This window comes from Celeribacter neptunius (assembly GCF_900113955.1).
Lineage (GTDB): Bacteria > Pseudomonadota > Alphaproteobacteria > Rhodobacterales > Rhodobacteraceae > Celeribacter > Celeribacter neptunius.
Map to the genome: position 1 here is coordinate 350,668 of NZ_FORH01000004.1, position 17,585 is coordinate 368,252.

22 protein-coding genes are annotated in these 17,585 nt (G+C 60.5%); 7 read left to right on the forward strand and 15 right to left on the reverse strand.

Annotated features, from left to right (window positions below; translation table 11 throughout):
* Positions 1-42: 42 nt before the first annotated feature.
* Genes flhA through BM151_RS12675 form a run of 4 tightly spaced genes read left to right on the forward strand, consistent with a single transcriptional unit; the run spans position 43 to position 4,359 of the window.
* Positions 43-2,133, forward strand: a complete 2,091-nt coding sequence (gene flhA / locus BM151_RS12660; RefSeq protein WP_090061082.1) for a flagellar biosynthesis protein FlhA — start codon at positions 43-45, stop codon at positions 2,131-2,133.
* Positions 2,130-2,906, forward strand: a complete 777-nt coding sequence (locus tag BM151_RS12665) for a flagellar biosynthetic protein FliR (RefSeq protein ID WP_090061083.1) — start codon at positions 2,130-2,132, stop codon at positions 2,904-2,906. The genes flhA and BM151_RS12665 overlap by 4 nt, the downstream gene beginning before the upstream one ends.
* Positions 2,906-3,997, forward strand: coding sequence for an EscU/YscU/HrcU family type III secretion system export apparatus switch protein (locus BM151_RS12670; protein ID WP_090061084.1), 1,092 nt, complete (start codon positions 2,906-2,908; stop codon positions 3,995-3,997). The genes BM151_RS12665 and BM151_RS12670 overlap by 1 nt, the downstream gene beginning before the upstream one ends.
* Positions 3,998-3,999: 2 nt before the next feature.
* A complete protein-coding gene (locus BM151_RS12675) occupies positions 4,000-4,359 on the forward strand; it encodes a hypothetical protein (protein ID WP_090061085.1) in 360 nt (119 codons plus the stop codon).
* A 131-nt stretch (positions 4,360-4,490) separates the two neighbouring features.
* Here BM151_RS12675 and BM151_RS12680 read toward each other — a convergent pair whose 3' ends face one another.
* From BM151_RS12680 to BM151_RS12720, 9 genes are read right to left on the reverse strand one after another with little or no spacing between them, the layout of a single operon-like run.
* Positions 4,491-5,027: a flagellar basal body-associated FliL family protein gene (locus tag BM151_RS12680; RefSeq protein WP_090061086.1), complete on the reverse strand. Its 537-nt coding sequence runs from the start codon at positions 5,025-5,027 to the stop codon at positions 4,491-4,493.
* A gap of 12 nt (positions 5,028-5,039) precedes the next feature.
* Complete coding sequence (flgH, locus tag BM151_RS12685) at positions 5,040-5,774, reverse strand: flagellar basal body L-ring protein FlgH (protein WP_090061087.1); 735 nt, start codon at positions 5,772-5,774, stop codon at positions 5,040-5,042.
* A gap of 12 nt (positions 5,775-5,786) precedes the next feature.
* Complete coding sequence (gene flgA / locus BM151_RS12690; protein WP_090061088.1) at positions 5,787-6,224, reverse strand: flagellar basal body P-ring formation chaperone FlgA; 438 nt, start codon at positions 6,222-6,224, stop codon at positions 5,787-5,789.
* Positions 6,221-7,006, reverse strand: coding sequence for a flagellar basal-body rod protein FlgG (gene flgG, locus BM151_RS12695; RefSeq protein WP_090061089.1), 786 nt, complete (start codon positions 7,004-7,006; stop codon positions 6,221-6,223). Before flgG ends, flgA begins: the two co-directional genes overlap by 4 nt.
* A gap of 14 nt (positions 7,007-7,020) precedes the next feature.
* Complete coding sequence (locus BM151_RS12700) at positions 7,021-7,737, reverse strand: flagellar hook-basal body complex protein (protein ID WP_090061090.1); 717 nt, start codon at positions 7,735-7,737, stop codon at positions 7,021-7,023.
* On the reverse strand, positions 7,737-8,003 hold the full coding sequence (locus BM151_RS12705) for a flagellar biosynthetic protein FliQ (RefSeq protein ID WP_090061091.1): 267 nt from the start codon (positions 8,001-8,003) through the stop codon (positions 7,737-7,739). Before BM151_RS12705 ends, BM151_RS12700 begins: the two co-directional genes overlap by 1 nt.
* A gap of 3 nt (positions 8,004-8,006) precedes the next feature.
* On the reverse strand, positions 8,007-8,303 hold the full coding sequence (fliE, locus tag BM151_RS12710) for a flagellar hook-basal body complex protein FliE (RefSeq protein ID WP_090061092.1): 297 nt from the start codon (positions 8,301-8,303) through the stop codon (positions 8,007-8,009).
* 29 nt (positions 8,304-8,332) lie between these two features.
* Entirely contained in the window at positions 8,333-8,725 is a 393-nt protein-coding gene (gene flgC, locus BM151_RS12715; RefSeq protein WP_090061093.1) for a flagellar basal body rod protein FlgC, read from the reverse strand.
* A gap of 11 nt (positions 8,726-8,736) precedes the next feature.
* The gene (locus BM151_RS12720; protein WP_090061094.1) at positions 8,737-9,126 is read right to left on the reverse strand and encodes a FlgB family protein; all 390 of its coding nucleotides are present in this window, start codon (positions 9,124-9,126) and stop codon (positions 8,737-8,739) included.
* Between the two features lie 80 nt (positions 9,127-9,206).
* Between BM151_RS12720 and BM151_RS12725 the strand changes: the two genes are divergently transcribed.
* Positions 9,207-10,532: a FliI/YscN family ATPase gene (locus BM151_RS12725; protein ID WP_090061152.1), complete on the forward strand. Its 1,326-nt coding sequence runs from the start codon at positions 9,207-9,209 to the stop codon at positions 10,530-10,532.
* 55 nt (positions 10,533-10,587) lie between these two features.
* Here BM151_RS12725 and BM151_RS12730 read toward each other — a convergent pair whose 3' ends face one another.
* The 6 genes from BM151_RS12730 to BM151_RS12755 form a co-directional block, all read right to left on the reverse strand.
* Positions 10,588-11,388, reverse strand: a complete 801-nt coding sequence (locus BM151_RS12730) for a DUF1217 domain-containing protein (RefSeq protein ID WP_090061095.1) — start codon at positions 11,386-11,388, stop codon at positions 10,588-10,590.
* Positions 11,385-11,792 (reverse strand): flagellar biosynthesis repressor FlbT, encoded by a 408-nt coding sequence (gene flbT / locus BM151_RS12735; protein WP_090061096.1) that lies wholly within the window; start codon positions 11,790-11,792, stop codon positions 11,385-11,387. Before flbT ends, BM151_RS12730 begins: the two co-directional genes overlap by 4 nt.
* Positions 11,793-12,164: a flagellar biosynthesis regulator FlaF gene (flaF, locus tag BM151_RS12740; RefSeq protein WP_342714571.1), complete on the reverse strand. Its 372-nt coding sequence runs from the start codon at positions 12,162-12,164 to the stop codon at positions 11,793-11,795.
* A gap of 89 nt (positions 12,165-12,253) precedes the next feature.
* Complete coding sequence (locus BM151_RS12745; protein WP_090061098.1) at positions 12,254-13,525, reverse strand: flagellin N-terminal helical domain-containing protein; 1,272 nt, start codon at positions 13,523-13,525, stop codon at positions 12,254-12,256.
* 229 nt (positions 13,526-13,754) lie between these two features.
* Positions 13,755-14,108 carry a hypothetical protein gene (locus BM151_RS12750; protein ID WP_090061099.1) on the reverse strand — a complete coding sequence of 118 codons (354 nt, stop codon included), beginning with the start codon at positions 14,106-14,108 and terminating at the stop codon, positions 13,755-13,757.
* The gene (locus tag BM151_RS12755; RefSeq protein ID WP_090061100.1) at positions 14,095-14,406 is read right to left on the reverse strand and encodes a rod-binding protein; all 312 of its coding nucleotides are present in this window, start codon (positions 14,404-14,406) and stop codon (positions 14,095-14,097) included. Before BM151_RS12755 ends, BM151_RS12750 begins: the two co-directional genes overlap by 14 nt.
* Before the next feature lie 620 nt (positions 14,407-15,026).
* Here BM151_RS12755 and BM151_RS12760 point away from each other — a divergent pair.
* Both BM151_RS12760 and BM151_RS12765 read left to right on the forward strand, forming a co-directional pair.
* Positions 15,027-16,829: a flagellar hook-length control protein FliK gene (locus BM151_RS12760; RefSeq protein WP_177213128.1), complete on the forward strand. Its 1,803-nt coding sequence runs from the start codon at positions 15,027-15,029 to the stop codon at positions 16,827-16,829.
* 12 nt (positions 16,830-16,841) lie between these two features.
* Complete coding sequence (locus BM151_RS12765) at positions 16,842-17,531, forward strand: flagellar hook capping FlgD N-terminal domain-containing protein (protein WP_090061102.1); 690 nt, start codon at positions 16,842-16,844, stop codon at positions 17,529-17,531.
* Positions 17,532-17,585: the final 54 nt, after the last annotated feature.

The window sequence follows — 17,585 nt, forward strand, 5'->3', positions numbered from 1 at the left end:
CGCCCCTATGACCGGGGTGCATCATGACCAGGTGCAGCTGCGATGAAATTCAACATTTCCGATATTTTCAAACCGACGATCATGCTGGCGCTGGCGCTGATGGTGGTGATTGTCATGATGGTGCTTCCGGTGCCGTCATGGATTCTCGATCTGGGTCTTGCCACCAGTTTTGCCCTCGCCATCCTGATCTTCACGGTGACGCTGTTCATCGAGCGGCCTTTGGATTTCTCGGCTTTTCCGACCATCCTTCTGGCGAGCCTCATGCTGCGCCTCTCGCTCAACGTATCCTCGACCAAGCTGATCATCGGCCAGGGGCATACGGGCACGGCGGCGGCGGGTCACGTGATCGAAGGCTTCGCCAATTTCGTGATGAGCGGCTCGGTGCTCCTGGGCGTCGTGGTCTTCACCGTGCTTCTGATCGTGAACTTCATGGTGATCACCAAGGGTGCCGGGCGCATGGCCGAAGTCGGCGCGCGCTTTGCCTTGGACGGGATGCCGGGTCGCCAGCTTGCCATCGACGCGGACCTCTCCGCCGGCGCGATCACCCATGAACAGGCCAAGGCCCGCCGGGAAATGGAACTGGCCGAGACCACCTTCTTCGGCTCGCTCGACGGTGCCTCGAAATTCGTCAAAGGCGACGCGGTCGCGGGCCTTCTCATTACCATGCTCAACATCGTCATGGGGCTGGTGATCGGCATCGCCGTCCATGGCATGCCGCTGGGCAAGGCCTTCGAGACCTATTCGATCCTGACTGTCGGCGACGGGCTGGTCAGCCAGATCCCCTCTGTGATCATCTCGATTGCCGCCGCCTTGCTTCTGGCCAAGGGCGGCACCAGTGGCTCTGCGGATCTGGCACTGTTCCGCCAGCTCGGGAAATACCCGCCGGCGCTCTACACCGTGTCCGTCCTGATGGCGCTGTTCGCCTTCGTGCCCGGGCTTCCCTTCCTGCCCTTTATCGGCGGTGCGATCGGGCTGGCCACGGCCGCCTATTTCGTCAGCAAGAAAATGCAGGAGGAAGAACAGCAACAGGCCAAGATAGAGGCCGCAAAACCCGCTGTTGCCGAGGAAAAGGAATCCATGGGGGATATTCTCGATCTCGACGATATCCATGTGGAGTTTGCCCCCGATCTCGTCTCTATGGTGCTCGACCAACAGACCGGCCTGGACGCGCGCATCATCAATATGCGCAATCACGTGGCCTCGGTCTTTGGCATCATCCTGCCGGAGATTCGCCTGACCGACGATCCGAGCCTGTTGCCCGGCACCTATGTGGTGCGCATCCAGGGCGTGGAACAGGCCCGCGACCGGTTGCGTCAGGACAAGGTGCTGGCGCTCGTCTCGGGCGACACCTCGGGCCTGCCGCTGGGCGAGGACGTGTCCGAACCGGTCTATGGCGCCCCGGCGCGCTGGATCGATCCCTCCCAGAAAGAGGATGCGGCGCTGATGGGATGCACGGTGGTCGGCGCCACCGAAGTGCTGGCCACCCATTTGCTCGAAGTGATCAAGCGTAACTTCCCGCGGCTTCTGACCATGAAATCCCTGCGCCGGCTGCTCGACGAGATGACCAATCTCACCGACAAGGCCCGCGCGGAAGCCAACCAGAAACTGTTGAACGAGCTGATCCCGGATCGCGTGCCCTTGGATCTGCTGCTTTCCGTGTTGCGCCTCTTGCTCGAAGAGCGTGTTTCGATCCGCAATATGTCGCTGATCCTCGAATCCATTTCGGAAGCGCGCGGGGCCCATGCCACGGCCGAGTCGATTTGCGAACATGTGCGTCAGCGGTTGGGATTCCAGCTGATTTCGGAGATCAAACGCGAGGATGGCACGCTGCCGCTTCTGCAACTGTCGCCGGAATGGGAAGAGCGGTTCACCACCTATCAGGTCGACGGAGAACGCGGAAATTCCGATATCGCCCTGCCGCCGGATCAATTCAACAAGCTTGCCAAGACCATGGCGGACAAGATCGCCAAGGCCGGCGAAAGCGGCATCTATCCGGGGATCGTCACCTCGACCCGGCGACGGCGTTTCCTGCGCACCGTGCTCTCGGCCCAGGGTATTCAAAACCCGGTCTATTCCTTCGAGGAAATCGGAACCGACGGCAAACCCTCTCTGGTCGGGCTGGTGACGGCATGACCGAGGGGCTCGCCGAGTTGATGGGGATGAGCCAACGCGGCTTCGCGGTCGCGTTTCTCGTCTTTCTCAGGGTCGGCGCGATGATGGCCGTGGTGCCGGCTTTCGGCGAACAATCCATCCCTCAACGTGTACGGCTTGTGCTGGCGCTGTGTTTTACCGTGGTCGTCTTCCCGGCGGTCGCACCGCAGCTCGACGGGCTGGCGACGGATTTTTCCGGGATTGCACGCGGGCTGCTCACCGAGGTGCTCGCCGGGCTGATGCTCGGGCTTGTCCTGCGTCTCTTCATCATGGTGTTGCAGATTGCCGGGTCCATGGTGGCGCAATCCACATCGCTGTCGCAGATTTTCGGCGGCGGATCGGTCGAGGCGCAGCCGGCCATCGGTCATGTGTTCTTCGTCTCCGGTCTCGCGCTGGCGGTGATGATGGGGCTGCATGTGCGGATTGCCGAGCTGATCATCCTGTCCTACAGCTATTTCCCGGCCGGGGTGTTCATCCCGCCGCAGGACGCGATGGTCTGGGGCGTCGATCATATTTCAAAGGCCTTTGCGCTGTCCTTCAGCCTGGCCGCACCCTTTGTCATCGCCTCGCTGATCTATAACGTCGCGCTTGGCGTGATCAACCGCGCCATGCCGTCGCTCATGGTCGCCTTCGTCGGCGCGCCGGCGATCACCATGGGCGGGCTGTTGTTGATGTTCGCCGCCACCCCACTGTTGCTTGAACTTTGGCGCGCCGGTTTCGCCAAGCTGTTGCTCGATCCGTTCGGAGGTCCGTGATGGCCGAGGGTGACGACGACGATGACAAGCAATATGAGCCATCACAGAAACGGCTCGATGATGCCCGCAAGAAGGGCGAAATTCCGCGATCGAACGATCTGACCACGGCGGCGGCCTATTTCGGATTCATCGCGACGGCGACGGCGCTTGGCGCGGCCAGTCTGCAAAGGATGGCCACCGCGCTTCAGTCCCTGTTGGCCAATGCCGATCTGAATGCCGAGGCCTGGTTCGAGGGCTCCGGTCGGCCCTGGACCATGGGGGTGATGCAGGCGATCGGTGGCGGGCTTTTGCCCTGGTTCATGATCCCCGCGCTGCTGGCGCTGCTGGTGATCTTCGCGACGCGTTCTCTGGTCTTCGCGCCGAGCAAGCTCGAGCCGAAACTGTCGAAAATCTCGCCGATCTCCAATGCCAAGAACAAGTTCGGTCGATCCGGCCTGTTTGAATTCGGCAAGAGCTTTTTCAAACTGTCGATCTATTCCATCGTTCTTGGCGTTTATCTTTACACCAAATTGCCGATGATCATGTCGACCATGTCGCTGAGCCCGGGGATCGTTGCGGCGACACTCGTCAAGCTCACGGTCGGGTTCATGGTCATCGTGTTGATGATCTCTCTGGTGATCGGTGGGGTGGACTACCTGTTCCAATACAATGAGCACATGCGCAAGCACCGGATGTCGCGCAAGGAAATGGTGGATGAATCCAAGGAGCAGGAAGGCGATCCGCATTTCAAACACAAGCGTCGCCAGAAGGGCTACGACATCGTCATGAACCAGATGCTCAACGACGTGAAAGAGGCGGATGTCGTCATCGTCAACCCGACCCATTACGCGGTCGCGCTGAAATGGGACCGTATGAATGGCGGGGCACCGATCTGTGTTGCCAAGGGGGTCGATGAGATTGCTGCGCGTATCCGCGAAGTGGCGAATGAAAACAACGTGCCGATTCATCGCGATCCGCCGACGGCGCGGGCGCTCTATGCCGCGATCGAGATCGGCGAGGAGGTCTTGCCTGAACATTATCGTGCGGTTGCGGCCTCCATCCGCTTTGCCGAGCAGATGCGCAGCAAGATGAAACAGCAGTTCGGGAAGTGAGCATGACGAAGAGGTTTGCACAGCTCAAACGGTTGCAGGAGGTGGCGGAGCTCGCCCTGAATTCCGAATTGGCGAAGCTCGCGGACATCAAACGCGAGGAAGAAGGCCCGCGTGCCCGCTTGCGACAGATCGAAGAGGCCCGTGCCGAACGTGCGGCGGCGTTGAGCGCAGCCGACGGTTTTGACATGGCGAGCCTGATGGGGGTCGATCGGGCCTGGGACAAATGGGCGGACCAGGAAAAACGTCAGGCGCTGCGCGATTTGGCGCGGGTCGCGGAACGGCGCGAGGCGCAACTGGAACTGACCCGCAAGGCATTCGGTAAAAAAGATGCGCTGAGCCGCCTGGCCGAACGCGATCACTAGAGCGCTGGTGACACCACAGGTGCATCACGCTCCGGGCTGGAAACGGCGCTGCAGCAGAATGTAAAACGCCCTTGGCAGGTCTTCGCTGCCAAGGGCCGTTCGCTTTTCTCGGTTGTGGATCTGTGAAGACTTTAACCGATGTCCTGCCGCACGATATCGATCACCAGCACATCGTTGATCTCCGGGCCGAGGATCTTCTGCGCCACTTCCAGAAGGGCCTGACGCAGCGAGTTCATCGTGCTGCTGTCGGTAAAGGCGCCTTTGAAACCACCGGTGTTGGCGTGATCGAACAGAACCTGCAGGAAGGCGTCGCGCAGCTTCGGTTCCCGGGCATAGATGTTCTCACGGCTGCCGGTCTTGGCCTCGAGACTCAGGGAGAGCACGATCATCGAGATCACCCGACCGCCTTCCAGATCGGGGATCACGAACTGGTTGTTGAGTTTGACATATTCATAGGCCGAGGCGGCGGGGGCGCCCTCGCCATGTCCGTCCTCGCCATGCGCATCGGCCGTGGCGATCACATGGGCATCGCCGGTCTCCGCCGTGCCGGTGTCGCCGCAGGGATCGATGGAGACGACTTCTGGGGCGGGGCGTAGCATCAGCCCGCCGCCGACGCCGGCGCCGAGACCGACAACGGCCAGCAGGATCGGGAGAAGTTTCTTGATCACGAGAGCCTCCTATCAGAATGGCAGAACGATATCGGCGATCTGCTGACCGTAGCGGGGCTGTTGCACCTGGGTGATCTGCCCGCGCCCGCCGTAGGAAATCCGCGCCGAGGCGATCTTGTCATAAGTGATTTCATTCTGGCGCGAGATGTCTTCGGGGCGGACATAGCCCTCGACCAGAAGCTCGCGAATCTCGTAATTCACGCGGACCTCCTGCGAGCCCTGAATATGCAGCACCCCGTTGGGCAGCACGTCAACGATGGTCGCGGCGACCATGAGTTGCAGCTTCTCATTGCGCTTCACGCTGCCATTGCCGGACGAGGAGGACGAGGAATTCGTCGACACCGCCGAGTCCATCGTCGCCCCGTCCGGCAGGGCCTTGTTGAGCTGCTGCGGGATGCCGAGCAGGGACGGGATGCCCATGCTCTCGGAGCCGGAGCGGCCGCGGGCCGAGGTGTTCGACATTTCCGCGCTGTCATCGATCTCGATCACCACGGTCAGGATGTCGCCCCGCTCAACCGCGCGGCGGTCGCCCAGAAGCGATTGCCGTGACGAGGTCCAGAGCGAAGCCCCGTCCGCCGGGCTGCGGACATCCGATTGCACCGGCAATGACGGATTCTCCATCGCGGTGGTTTCCGACGAGCTGGTGATCGGCGTGAACTCCGGCAGGCGTCCGACCTCTTTGAGATCGGTGCAGGCCGACATGGCGGTCAGGGCGATGAGGCCGGGGAAAAGGAGATGAATACGCATGGTCAATCCTGATTAATGAGTGGCGAGACCGCCGACATGAATGGTTCCGTCCGCGGCGACGACGCCGGACACCGTTGTTTTGGAAGAGAGGTTCATGACCCGAACGACATCGCCGACGCTGGCGCGGTCGAGCGCACGGCCATCGGCCGCAATCCTCAGCCCGCCGTGGCTGTAGATCAGCGGTACGATCTGATTGCGTTCGATGATGGCGGCAGGACCGATATCGTTGATCGAAACCGGGCGACCGGAATAGAGCATGACGCGCGCTTCCTGGCCGATTGCCTCCTCGATCGATGACAGCGTACCGGGGAGGTCCTCCTCGATGGTGCTGAGATCGCCGGCTGTGAGCACGGTCTGGGCGCGAATCGTCCGGGCGGCCACCACGGTCTCCGCCAGGGCCGGTTGCGCCATGAGCACGATGGCACAGCTTATGAGAAGGTGCTTGATCATCTGATTTGTGTCGTGGCCGAGAGCATCTGGTCCGCCGCCGTGATGACTTTGGCGTTCATTTCATAGCCGCGCTGGGCCTGGATCAGCTCCGTGATCTCGCGGACCGCATCGACGGAGCTTTCCTCGAGATAGCCCTGACGCACCGTGCCGAGACCATCGACGCCGGGGGTGGAGACGGTCGAGGGACCGGAGGCTTCGGTCTCGAGGAACAGGTTGGAACCAATCGCCTCGAGCCCTTTCGGGTTGGTGAAATTGGCCAGGGTGAACTGGCCCAGGAGCTGCGGTTCGACCTGATCGTTGAAATAGGCATAGACCTCGCCATCGCCGCTGATCGAGACCGAACGGGCATCGTCGGGAATGGTGATGTCCGGGGCGACGGGATAGCCGTCGGAAGTGACGATCTGGCCATCGGCGCTGCGTTTCAGGCCGCCGTCACGGGTATAGGCCGACTGGCCGGAGGGCAGGGTCACTTCGAGAAATCCGAGCCCTTCGATTGCAAGATCGAGATCGCCGCCGGTTTGCGACAAGGTACCTTGCGCCATTTCCATGGTCACCGAAGAGGGCCGCACGCCGAGGCCAAGCTGTACGCCGGTGGGCAGGACGGTGCCATCGGCAGAGTTGATCGTGCCGGGGCGCGAGGCCTGTTGATAATGCAGGTCGGCAAATTCGGCGCGGCGGGCGTTGTAGCCGGTGGTGCTCATGTTCGCGAGGTTTTGCGAGATGGTTTCCACCCGCATCTGCTGAGCACTCATGCCCGTGGCTGCAATCTTGAGAGCGCGCATATCAGGCTCCTTCCTTAGCGTCCGAGGGTTGAGATGACGGATTTGATCCGCTCATCTTCTTGTTCAACGAATTTCACGCCCATCGTGTAGGCATGTTGCACCTCGATCATCCGGGAGACTTCGGTGATCGGGTTGACGTTCGAGTTTTCGACATAGCCCTGCAGGATGACGGCATCTTCCTGCGGCACGACACCGCCTTCGGTGAAGAAGCGCACGCCATCGCTGCGGCTCATGCTGTTGGGATCATCCGGCAGGTACAGGCCGATCTGGGTCAGCGGCTGACCGTCCGCGGAAATCGTGCCATCGGCCGCGACCGAGACATTCTGTGCATCGGAGGGCACAAAGATCGGTGCGCCGCCATTGTCGAGCAGCCGGTAACCGTCATGCGTGGTCAATTCGCCCTGCTCGTTGGGGGTAAAGGCACCGGCGCGGGTCAGGGCCTGGCCATTCGGCGTGTCGATCAGAAAGAACCCATCGCCTTCGATGGCGAAATCGAACGTGCCGCCCGTGGGGGTCAGCGGGCCCTGCGCGTCATTGGTCACGCGGACATTGCCATCGGCCATCGACAGGCTGTCCTCGCCCTTGCCGAGCGCGGTGATATATTCGGAGAACAACATGCCTTCCTTGCGGAACCCGGTGGTCGAGGCGTTGGCGATATTGTTCGCAATGGTCTGCATCTCGCGATTGAGACCGACCGAGCGGGTCAGGGCGGTATAGCCGGCATTGTCCATCACAAACCTCCGATCAAGGGAATGATGCGGTCACGGAAAAAGCTGGTCAGGGTTTCGGTCATGAACCCCATCGACATCCAGAACACGATCAGGATCGCGACCAGTTTCGGCACGAAGGTCAGGGTCATTTCCTGAATGCTCGTGAGCGCCTGAAACAGGCCGACGGTGACACCGGCGACAAGCGCGACCAGCAGGATCGGCGTCGAAATCATCGTCGCGATCCAGAGCGCCTGTCTCAGAGTGTCGTAAAAAACCAGCTCATCCATGGCTTACACCGGCATCCTGAGGATTTCCTGATAGGCCTCGACAACCTTGTCACGCACGGTGACGGCGGTCTCGACCGCCAGCTCGGTTTGCGCCAGCGCCTGCACCAGCGATTGGCTGTCGGCCTTGCCGGACATGGCGGCCTGCGCCACCTCTTCGCCCTGCTGCAGCGTTTCGGCAAAGCTCGCGGCGGCCTTGCCAAAGGCGCTCTGGCCGGCCTGTTCGGAATTTTCCGGCTTCGGGGCCGTGGCCGGGCGGGTGGCGGCATAGCCCTGAGCGGCGAATGTTGATCGGATATCCATTCTGGTCTCCTAGTGAAATGCGCGGCGTTCTACCGGCGCAGAAGGTCAAGTACTGACGAGGACATTTGACGGGCCTGGTCGAACATTTTGAGGTTGGCTTCGTAGCTGCGCTGCGCCTCGCGCGCGTCGGCGATCTCGATCATCAGCTCGACATTCGAGCCGTCGTAAAACCCGTTCTCGCCGGCCAGCGGATGGCCCGGGTCATAGATTTCGGTGAGCGGGGATTGATCCAGCTCCACCTTGCCGGTGGTCACGGCACCGGTTTTGACGCCCTGATCCATGACGGCTTCGAATGAAACGGTCTTGCGGTGGTAGCCGGGCGTATCGGCATTGGCGATGTTCTCGGAGACATGGCGCAGGCGCGTGGCTTGCGCATTCATGCCCGAGGCCGAGAGATTGAGGATGTTTTGCAGATCAGCCATTCAGTTCTCCCTTATTTCCGACCGAGCGAGGTGCGCAGGATGTTCATGGAGCTCTTGTAGACGGCCAGCGCCATATCGTGCTCATGACGCACCTGCGCCGATTTCATCATCTCGCCCTCGAGCGAAACCGTGTTGCCATTGGGCGAGCTGGCGCCTGGCGTGTCGATCAATCTGTAGTCAGAGGTGTTTTGCTGAGACTCGAGAACATGGCCCGCACGCGTCGCGCGCAGGGAGGTGTTGGAAGTGTCGGCGCGATATGTGTCTTCGAAAGACGCAATATCCTTGGCCCGATACTCGGGGGTATCGGCATTCGCGATATTCTTCGCGACCACTTCCTGGCGTGAGATGGCATGACGTGCCATGCCACTGGCCATTTTGAAAATATCCAAGTTCTGGAACATCGGGGTTTCTCCTCCGAGTTATCTCAACCAAGACTTAACCCTGATTCCTTACGAAAGAGTTGAACGACACGGAGGACCCGATGAGCGGCGTAGGATTCGAATTGCTTTTGGCTGAGGTTGCAGCGGTGAAACCGGTGCAATCTGTCGGACGCGTGATCGAAGTTTCCCGCGGGGTCCTGACCGTGTCGGGGCTGAGCGGCATCGCGGCGCTGGGCGATCTCGTCGAGATCGGCCATGGCGATCAGATCCGTCGCGGCGAGGTGCTTCAGCTCGACAAGAAAACGGTGACGGTTCTGCCGGATGGCGGTCCGGACGGGCTATCGATTGGTGATGCCGTCGCGCATGTTGGCAAAAACCATATTGCGCCGGACGACAGCTGGATCGGACGGGTCATCGATCCGTTTGGGAAATCCCTGGACGGAAAGCCTATTCTTCAAGGAAATCAATCACGTGCCCTTCGAGGTGAGCCGCTGAACCCGACCGAGCGCCGGGCTCTGGGCGGGCGTTTGGAAAGCGGTCTGGCGGTGTTCAACACGCTTCTGCCGATCGTGCGCGGTCAGCGGGTCGGCCTGTTCGCGGGCTCCGGCGTCGGCAAGTCCACGCTTCTGGCCAAGCTCGCCACCGGGTTGCAGGCCGATGTCGTGGTCATTGCCATGGTCGGGGAGCGTGGCCGCGAGGTGCGCGAATTCATCGATCGCGTGCTCGGTCCGGCGGGGATGAAACGCTCCGTCATCGTCGCGGCCACTTCGGATCAGTCGCCGATGGTGCGCCGCCGCTGTGCCTGGACGGCAATGTCCGTGGCCGAACATTTCCGCGACAAAGGCAAGCAAGTGTTGTTCCTCGCCGATTCGGTGACGCGTTTTGCCGAGGCGCATCGCGAGGTGGCGCTGGCGACGGGGGAGTCGAGTTCGCTGCGCGGCTTTCCGCCCTCGACTTCGCATCTGATCACCACGCTCTGCGAACGTGCGGGGCCGGGCATCGGCGATATGGGCGATATCACCGCGGTCTTCTCGGTGCTCGTCGCCGGCTCCGACATGGAAGAACCGATCGCGGATATTCTGCGCGGGGTGCTCGATGGCCATATCGTGCTGGATCGTCAGATTGCCGAACGCGGGCGTTTCCCGGCCATCGATCTGTTGCGATCCGTGTCGCGCGCTTTGCCCTTTGCGGCGACGGATGAAGAGAATGCGCTGATTTCCAGGGCGCGGCGGCTCTTGGGGATTTTCGATCGCTCGGAAATGATGATTCAGGCCGGGCTCTATTCGAGAGGAACGGACCCTTCGATTGATGAGGCGATCGAGACCTGGCCGAGACTGGACCAATTCCTGGCGCAATCCGAGCCGGATGGCACACAAGAAAGTTTCAACCGCCTCGCAGCCTGTTTCGTGCCGGACAAACCGTCGTAAGACGGGGCCTCAGGGTAATGATCCGACCACAGTTTGTATCGGGCAGCGCCTTGTATCAGCCAGCGCCACTGAGCAGGGTCAGTGCGTTGGAGGCGGCGGAATAGCTGTTCGTGGTGCCATTCGCCAATTCCGACCGGATCAGAAAGAGTTTTACCAACTTGTCCTGTTTTTCCGGATCAGAGAATTGCGAGATTTCGGAATCGCCAAGATATTGATCTGCCTTGTCCCGGAACATCGACAGCTGTTGATCGAGATCGAGGGTGCCGAAAGAACTGGGCAGGCCCAGAGCGGTTTCGAACACGGTGCGGAGCGCCGGGTTGCCCATGACAGAGTACCAACGTCCATTGTCGGACGTGTCCTTGTTCACGAGGCTGGTCAGCTCTTCGTCGAGGTTGAGGGCGAGGCGCATGTCCTCATTCTGTTCACCGACAGCCACCTGGAACTGCTTTTCCTGATAGGCGGAAATGATCTTGTCGGGAAAATCGCTGATTACGGTGCTCGGGACACTGAAATTGCCGAATCCGAATGCCTCGGCCAGTTTGAAATACCGTTTGTCGGACAGTTTGTTGGCCAGAGCATCGCTATTCAACGTCCCCTCATCGAGCACTTTTTCGATGAAGAACTTGTTGTTGATGTCGTCGTCCAGACCAAAAGCCCCCAAGGCGACCTTGAGCATGCGGTAATCAGACACAAGATCCTCTGCCGTGGTGATCTTGCTGATGTTCTCACGGAAATAATCCGTTTCACGCTGCATCTCGGCCGACTGGTTGAAGGCCTCTTGCTGATTGTCTTTGGTTCTTTGCAGGACGACCCATCCGGCGTAACCGCCGAATGGGACAACAGGTTGATAGCTCATTGGACCTGTGCGGCCGACAGCAGCCGCTCTTCTCTTGGCAGCAGCGCTCTCAGGGCCTTGAGGGCCTGATAGTACTGACCGTTTTGGATTTCGCTGGTGGCGTTGTTGAGAATCTTGCGGCTGTCGGAGTCGGTGAGGACCTGACTGAGCTGTTCGATGCCACGCATCAGCTGGAGTTTCGCCTCTGCCGGGTCGGCATCGCCGGACAGGACGAGCTGGGCGATGTAGCACACACGGCGAACAGGGGTGTTGACCTCTTCCGGGTGAATGGCATCGCGCAGACGCAGGATATTGGCATTCGGTGTCACGATGGAGAGACGAGAACGACGATCTCCGTTTTCGATGACGGCACCGTTGATGAGAACCCGTTCTTTCGGGCCGAGCTTGAGAACCAGACCGCTCATTTATTTGCCCTCCCGGTGGAGGCCACGCATGATGGCGGTGTTGATTTCGATCAGGGCCGTTTCGTCGGCTTTCTTGGCGAGAATATCGGCGGTGTGCTTTTCGGTGAACTCGGCCAGGTAAAAAATCTGGGCGCGTAGTTCTTTCGGGAGCTGGTTGTCTTTGTCGGCGACATTGGCCGCGAGCAAGGTCCAGAGGCGGCGGTTGTCGTAGAGCGCTTTGACATAAGCAGCGTAGCCAAGCTTTTTGTCTTGGGCTGCTTGACGAAGGCGATGCGTAATTCTTGCAAAAGCTTCGTACTCTGTGCCGCGTGGGGTCATGATCGGTGCGGCGGTATTGGAATAGGCCGTTCGGGCCATATGAAGAGCGTTCACGTCGTATCCTTCCGGTGACAATGAATTTCAACGCGCGGTTTTTTACCGCGGGGAAATCCGGGCGCCGAAAGGCGCCCGGATCAAAGCTCTTAGCGGAAGAGCGACAGGACCGTTTGCGGCGCCTGGTTGGCAATCGAGAGCGACTGCACACCGAGCTGCTGCTGCACCTGAAGGGCCTGAAGTTTGGCCGAGGTTTCTTCCATGTCGGCGTCGACCATCGAACCGATGCCGGATTTCAGCGAGTCGGTCAGGCTGGAGACGAAGTCGGCCTGCGATTCGAGACGACCAGCAGCGGAACCGAAGCTCGCAGCGGCGTTCACGGCGGTGTCGATGAGACCGCTCATTTTCGCCAGAGCGCCGGAAGCGTCCGAGGTCACGTCGATCGAGGACAGGGCACCAAGGCCACCGGAACCAACATTGGTGAAGGAGGCGGTGATGGCCGTATCCTTGCCAATGGAGCTAACGCTGTCACCGTCGGTATCCGCAACGCGGAAGTCGAGAGTCGAGGCGCTGGTGCCGGAGACGCCAGCGGTGAATTCGACTTCGAGATCGGTAATCCCGAGCGCATCGATTGCGGATTTCAGGCCAGCTGCGATCTGGTCGGTCTGTTGCGTACCGGACAGAGCGGCAACATCTGCCGAGATCTGATACGAAACGGTTTGATCACCGATCGAAACGCTGACTTTGTCGCCGGCCGCGAAACCAGCATCGATACCGTCGGCAGTCCCGGTCGCATCGTCGAATTCGAGCGTCACGCCGGTCGTGTCGCCAGCCGCGAGGCTGGTGGTGAAGACGTCACCGGCAGTGGATGCGCCGGAAGCGTTGCCGCCGAAGACGTCCTGAGCCGTGTAGCCACCGACGTTCAGGTCAGCACCCGAAACATTGATGGATTTCGCGGTCACGTTGCCGGAGGCATCGCGGTCCAGAGAGGACAGGATGGAAATGTCGCCCGAACCATCAACCAGGTTTTGACCGTTGAACTGAGCGGCGGAGACCACAGATTTGATCTGTTCGGTCAGACCGTCGATGTCAGCCTGGATTTTGGTCGTGTCGGCGCCCGGGACGTTCGCGTTGACCACTTTTTCCTGCACTTGCGTCAGAAGATCAGTGACGGTCTCAGCGGCGTTCGAGGCAACAGACAGGGTCGACTGACCGACGGCGATCGAGTCGGAGATTTGCTCAAACCCTTTCACGTCGGCTTCCATCACTTTCGAAATCGCCCACACGGAAGCGTTGTCCTTGGCGGACGCAACTTTCTTGCCGGTCGAGATCATCGACTGGGTATCGGCCAGGTCGGAGTTGATGGATTTCAGGGTTTGCAGCGCAACCATTGCGCCGTTGTTGGTCAGAATGCTGGACATAGCATTGTTTCCTTTGATCTTGGGACGCGTTTTGCGCCACATGAGTTTCGAGATCCGCCCCAAGGGGCGGTTTCAGGATCGTCATTCTGACTGATTACGGATGACCGCTTCCCGGCCGACCGTGCCACCCTCTCGGGATGCACTCTGATCTTTGGAGCTTAAAGGCTAAAAGTTTCCTAAGCTGCGTTTGGAAGATGCTTTCAATTTGAGGCAAAAATTGGGCAGATCCTCAGGCTTTTCTCTTCATGGTTAACGACTTACGAGCAATCGAGGTGGTCGCACCCGCCGGCCCGTAAGCCGTGAACTCCTTGGTCTCCTTGTTGAGATTCAACAATCTTTCCCGTGCTGTGCGAATGCCTTTTGCCGAGGCCAGAAGCAGGCGTCGATTGTGATCCGCGCGACGTTGCAGATCTTTCAGAGAGCGCTCGGGGAGTTGCGCACGCGCGACTTGTCCCATGAGAGATTCTTTCGATTTTGCGAGTGTCTCGAGGGTGGAGAAATCGCTTTTGAGGATCGCCTCCTTTTCCCGGTCGAGCAGTTTCGAGAGCGCGGCGGCGGGACGGAATGCATCAAGAAATGCCATCGGCTTTCTCCTTCAGGGCGTTGAAAATCTGTTCGGAGAGGCCGATTCCGCCGGCTTTCACCATGTTTTCGGCCTGGGCTTGCACCAGAAAGGAAGAGAACTGGTCTTCGCCTTCCCCACCGCCAAAGGCTTCCGGAGCTTTGCCGAAACCGGCGGATTTCAGCATTTCCGCGAGAAAGGTCGCCTCCAGGCTGTCGGCGGCTTCGCGCAGCTTCTCGTCCTGCGAGGGTTTCGCAGGCAGAGAGGTCTGCGGGGTGCTTTGCGAACTCAGCGCCGCGTTGATCGCTGACATGGACATGGAACGGTCCCTCCAATTGGAAGTATTTTTCCTGTCATAAATGCAATCAGGTAAAGAACCGGTAACTCTCTCGGATCATATTGGCATCACGGCGAAAGAAATCCCGGATGCAAGAAATGCAATTACAGATGTTAGACTTCGCGGTTGCGACGACAACCGATACACAGGCCCGCTCCAAAGGCATGGGGCCTGTGGCGCCGAGTTATTCAGAGGCGGCCGGCACCGCTCCCCAAATTCCTGGCAAAACACCTGGGGCGTCACCGGCGCAGGGAGCCGAGAAGACGCCGAGCGGGGCGGAAAAACATCCTTTTGCACAGCTGTTTAGCCAACAAGATGGGGCAAGCAAGGCGTCGCAATCCGGCGCCGCAGGAGAAGGGGGTGCCCAGGTTGCCGAAGGCGCCGGAAACATCGCGCAAACAATGGCCGGTGCTCAGACGAAATCTGCTGCGAAATCGGCCGTGAAATCGGCTGGACCCATGGCGCAGGGATCGGCCCAAGCCGCCATCGAAAACGCCTTGGGCGAGGGCAAAGCAGCTGATTCTGTCGAGCCCCTCACGGGGGACAGTTTTGTCGGTGTGACGACCGAAACTCCGGAAACTCCCGAAAACAGAGACAGCACCGTGACAGCCGATTCGGAACAGGATCAGGCCGAAACGGATCAGATCGATGCGACATCTCAACTGCCTTCGGAAGAGGCGCAGACCGCTTCGAAACAGATCGCGCCGGATGCGCAGGCGATGCCAAATCTCGTCAAAGCTGAGCTGTCGTCGGCTGAAAACACCGCATCTGACACGGCCGAGACGCCGGAGGGGCAGGTCGCAACCGAACGCATGCCTTCGAACAAAACCGGGGCACAGTTTCAGGTGGCTCAGGCCTTGCAAGGTGAGAAGACGGTCGGGAAAGTGGCCGTGGCCGTGGCCCGTGGCGAGGCCGGCCCGGAAACGGGGGCGGTCGGGCGTGACAGGCCCGTTCTTCCCGGCCAGAACGGTACGACCGCAGCCCCGGCGGGGGATGCAAGCGCAGGGGATACCGAGATTGCCCAAGAGGGGCAGGATGGCGCGGCTGTTTTGCAAGGGCGCAGCGCCGGGGATGTCCTGGGCCTTTCCGGCCTCTCCGGTTCCTCCGGCCAACCGGGGCTTGGTCAGTTCTCTGATGGCAAACTCACCGGCAACAAGGCGGTCGGGGCAGACGCGGTGCAACAGGCCGTCGCACAGGTCGCCGTACAGGCCAGTTCTCAGGCCGGCTCTCCGGCAAAACCTGCAATGGAGACCCTTCGAGGATCAGCGACACACCCCGCCGAACACGCTTTGGCGGAAGGCTTGATTGCCACTGAGACGGCGACGGCGCAAGGGGCCGGAACCTCTGGCCCGAAAACAGATGACGCCGGCGCGACGAAGACTGTCGCGTCTCCCGCCGGGGCGGCGGCAGGCCGGGATACGAATGCGGCGCTGTTGTTCCAGATGGGGCGCAACTTCACCTCGGCAGAACAGGGGCCGGACACGGCAGATGTGCCGATCGAGGGCGATGATGCGCAGGCTACGGATGTGACATCGCCCGATCCGGTGATGCGCGCTGAGCCAAACGCGACGCGCGCAAAGGTTTCCGCAGATGTTGCGGCGGCCGTGACGGAACAGGGCAAGGTCGCCAACTCTGTTGCGGGTAAACCGGAGCTGACCGGTCCGGCGGGCACCAGTGAGGTATCGGGTCAGGTGGATGGCAACGATGCGACGGCAGCGGTGGAACCGCCTGTCGATCTTCAGCCAAGCCCCACCGTGCAACAGAACCAAACCCAACCGCAGCCCCAAACCGCGGCCCTCACCGGGGCCATGACCGGTGTCGTGGCTGGCGCGGGGCCGCTGGCGACATCGCAGGGCGAGGTGGGCAAAGAGGAGGCACTGGACCCGCTGGCCGGTCTCGATGATTTGCCGCCGGGGGTCACGTCCCGTGCAGAACATGAGGCCGCGAAGGCCGCCGCCTCGCCGACCAGCGCGGCAAGCCGGGGCGAGCTTCCGACACGAGTGGCGATGCAGATCGCCGATGCCGCGCGGCAGCTTCCCGACCGACCGATGGAGATCACGCTGAGCCCGGAGGAACTCGGTAAGGTGAGGCTGTCTTTCCACGTCTCGGAGACCGGTGCGATGCATGTCGTGGTCGCCGCCGAACGCGTAGATACGCTCGATCTCATGCGCCGGAATATCGACAGCTTGATCGGCGAATTCCGCGATCTCGGGTATTCCGAGAGCGGGTTCAGCTTCGAGAGTTTCGACCAGGGTGGTCAGGAACATCAGGACGACAAGCGCTCGGGCTTCGGTGGCTTCGGGGCGGGGGGCGTTTCTGGCCCCGGTGACATAGAGGCCCCTGCTTCGCCGACACCCGTGCGTCTGTCTCTCGGCAATTCTTCCAGTATGGATCTCAGGCTTTAAAAGGAGCAAACGATGGTAGATTCAGTCACGGCTTCGACGGCCGCAACGACGACGACCAGCAGCAGCACAAGCAGCAGCAGTTCGACCAGCGAGGAGGCGAGCAGCGGAATCAGCTCTGATTTCGAGACCTTCCTGAAAATGCTGACGGTGCAAATGCAGAACCAGGATCCGCTCAATCCCATCGAATCGTCGGATTATGCGACCCAGCTCGCCACCTTCTCCGGGGTGGAACAGGCGGTTCAGACCAATGACCTGCTCAAGGATCTCTCCTCGCAACTCGGCCTTATGGGCTTTTCCCAGCTTTCGGGCTGGGTCGGGATGGAGGCGCGCAGCGAATCGGCCGCCTATTTCGACGGAGCTTCGCCGGTGACGTTGACGGGTGAATTCGCCAGTGCTGCGGACAATGCCAAACTGATCGTGCGCGATGCCAGCGGGACCGTGGTGCAAGAGCGCAGCATGGAGCCGACCGAAGGCAGTTTCGAATGGGATGGCCTCGATGACGATGGCGAGCCGTTCGAGGCCGGGAATTACAGTTTCGAGATCGAAAACTATTATGGAACGGATCTTCTCTCGACCACCTCGGTCGAAAGCTATTCGCGGATCGTCGAGGCGCGTTCGGATAGCGGAAATATCGTTCTGGTGCTCGAAGGCGGCAACGAGATCGCTTCCGAAGATGTCACGGCGCTGCGCGATCCGGCCTGATCGCCTTCTGCGAGACAGGCTTCGGTTCTTTTCGAGCGTCGGACGCTTTCGGAT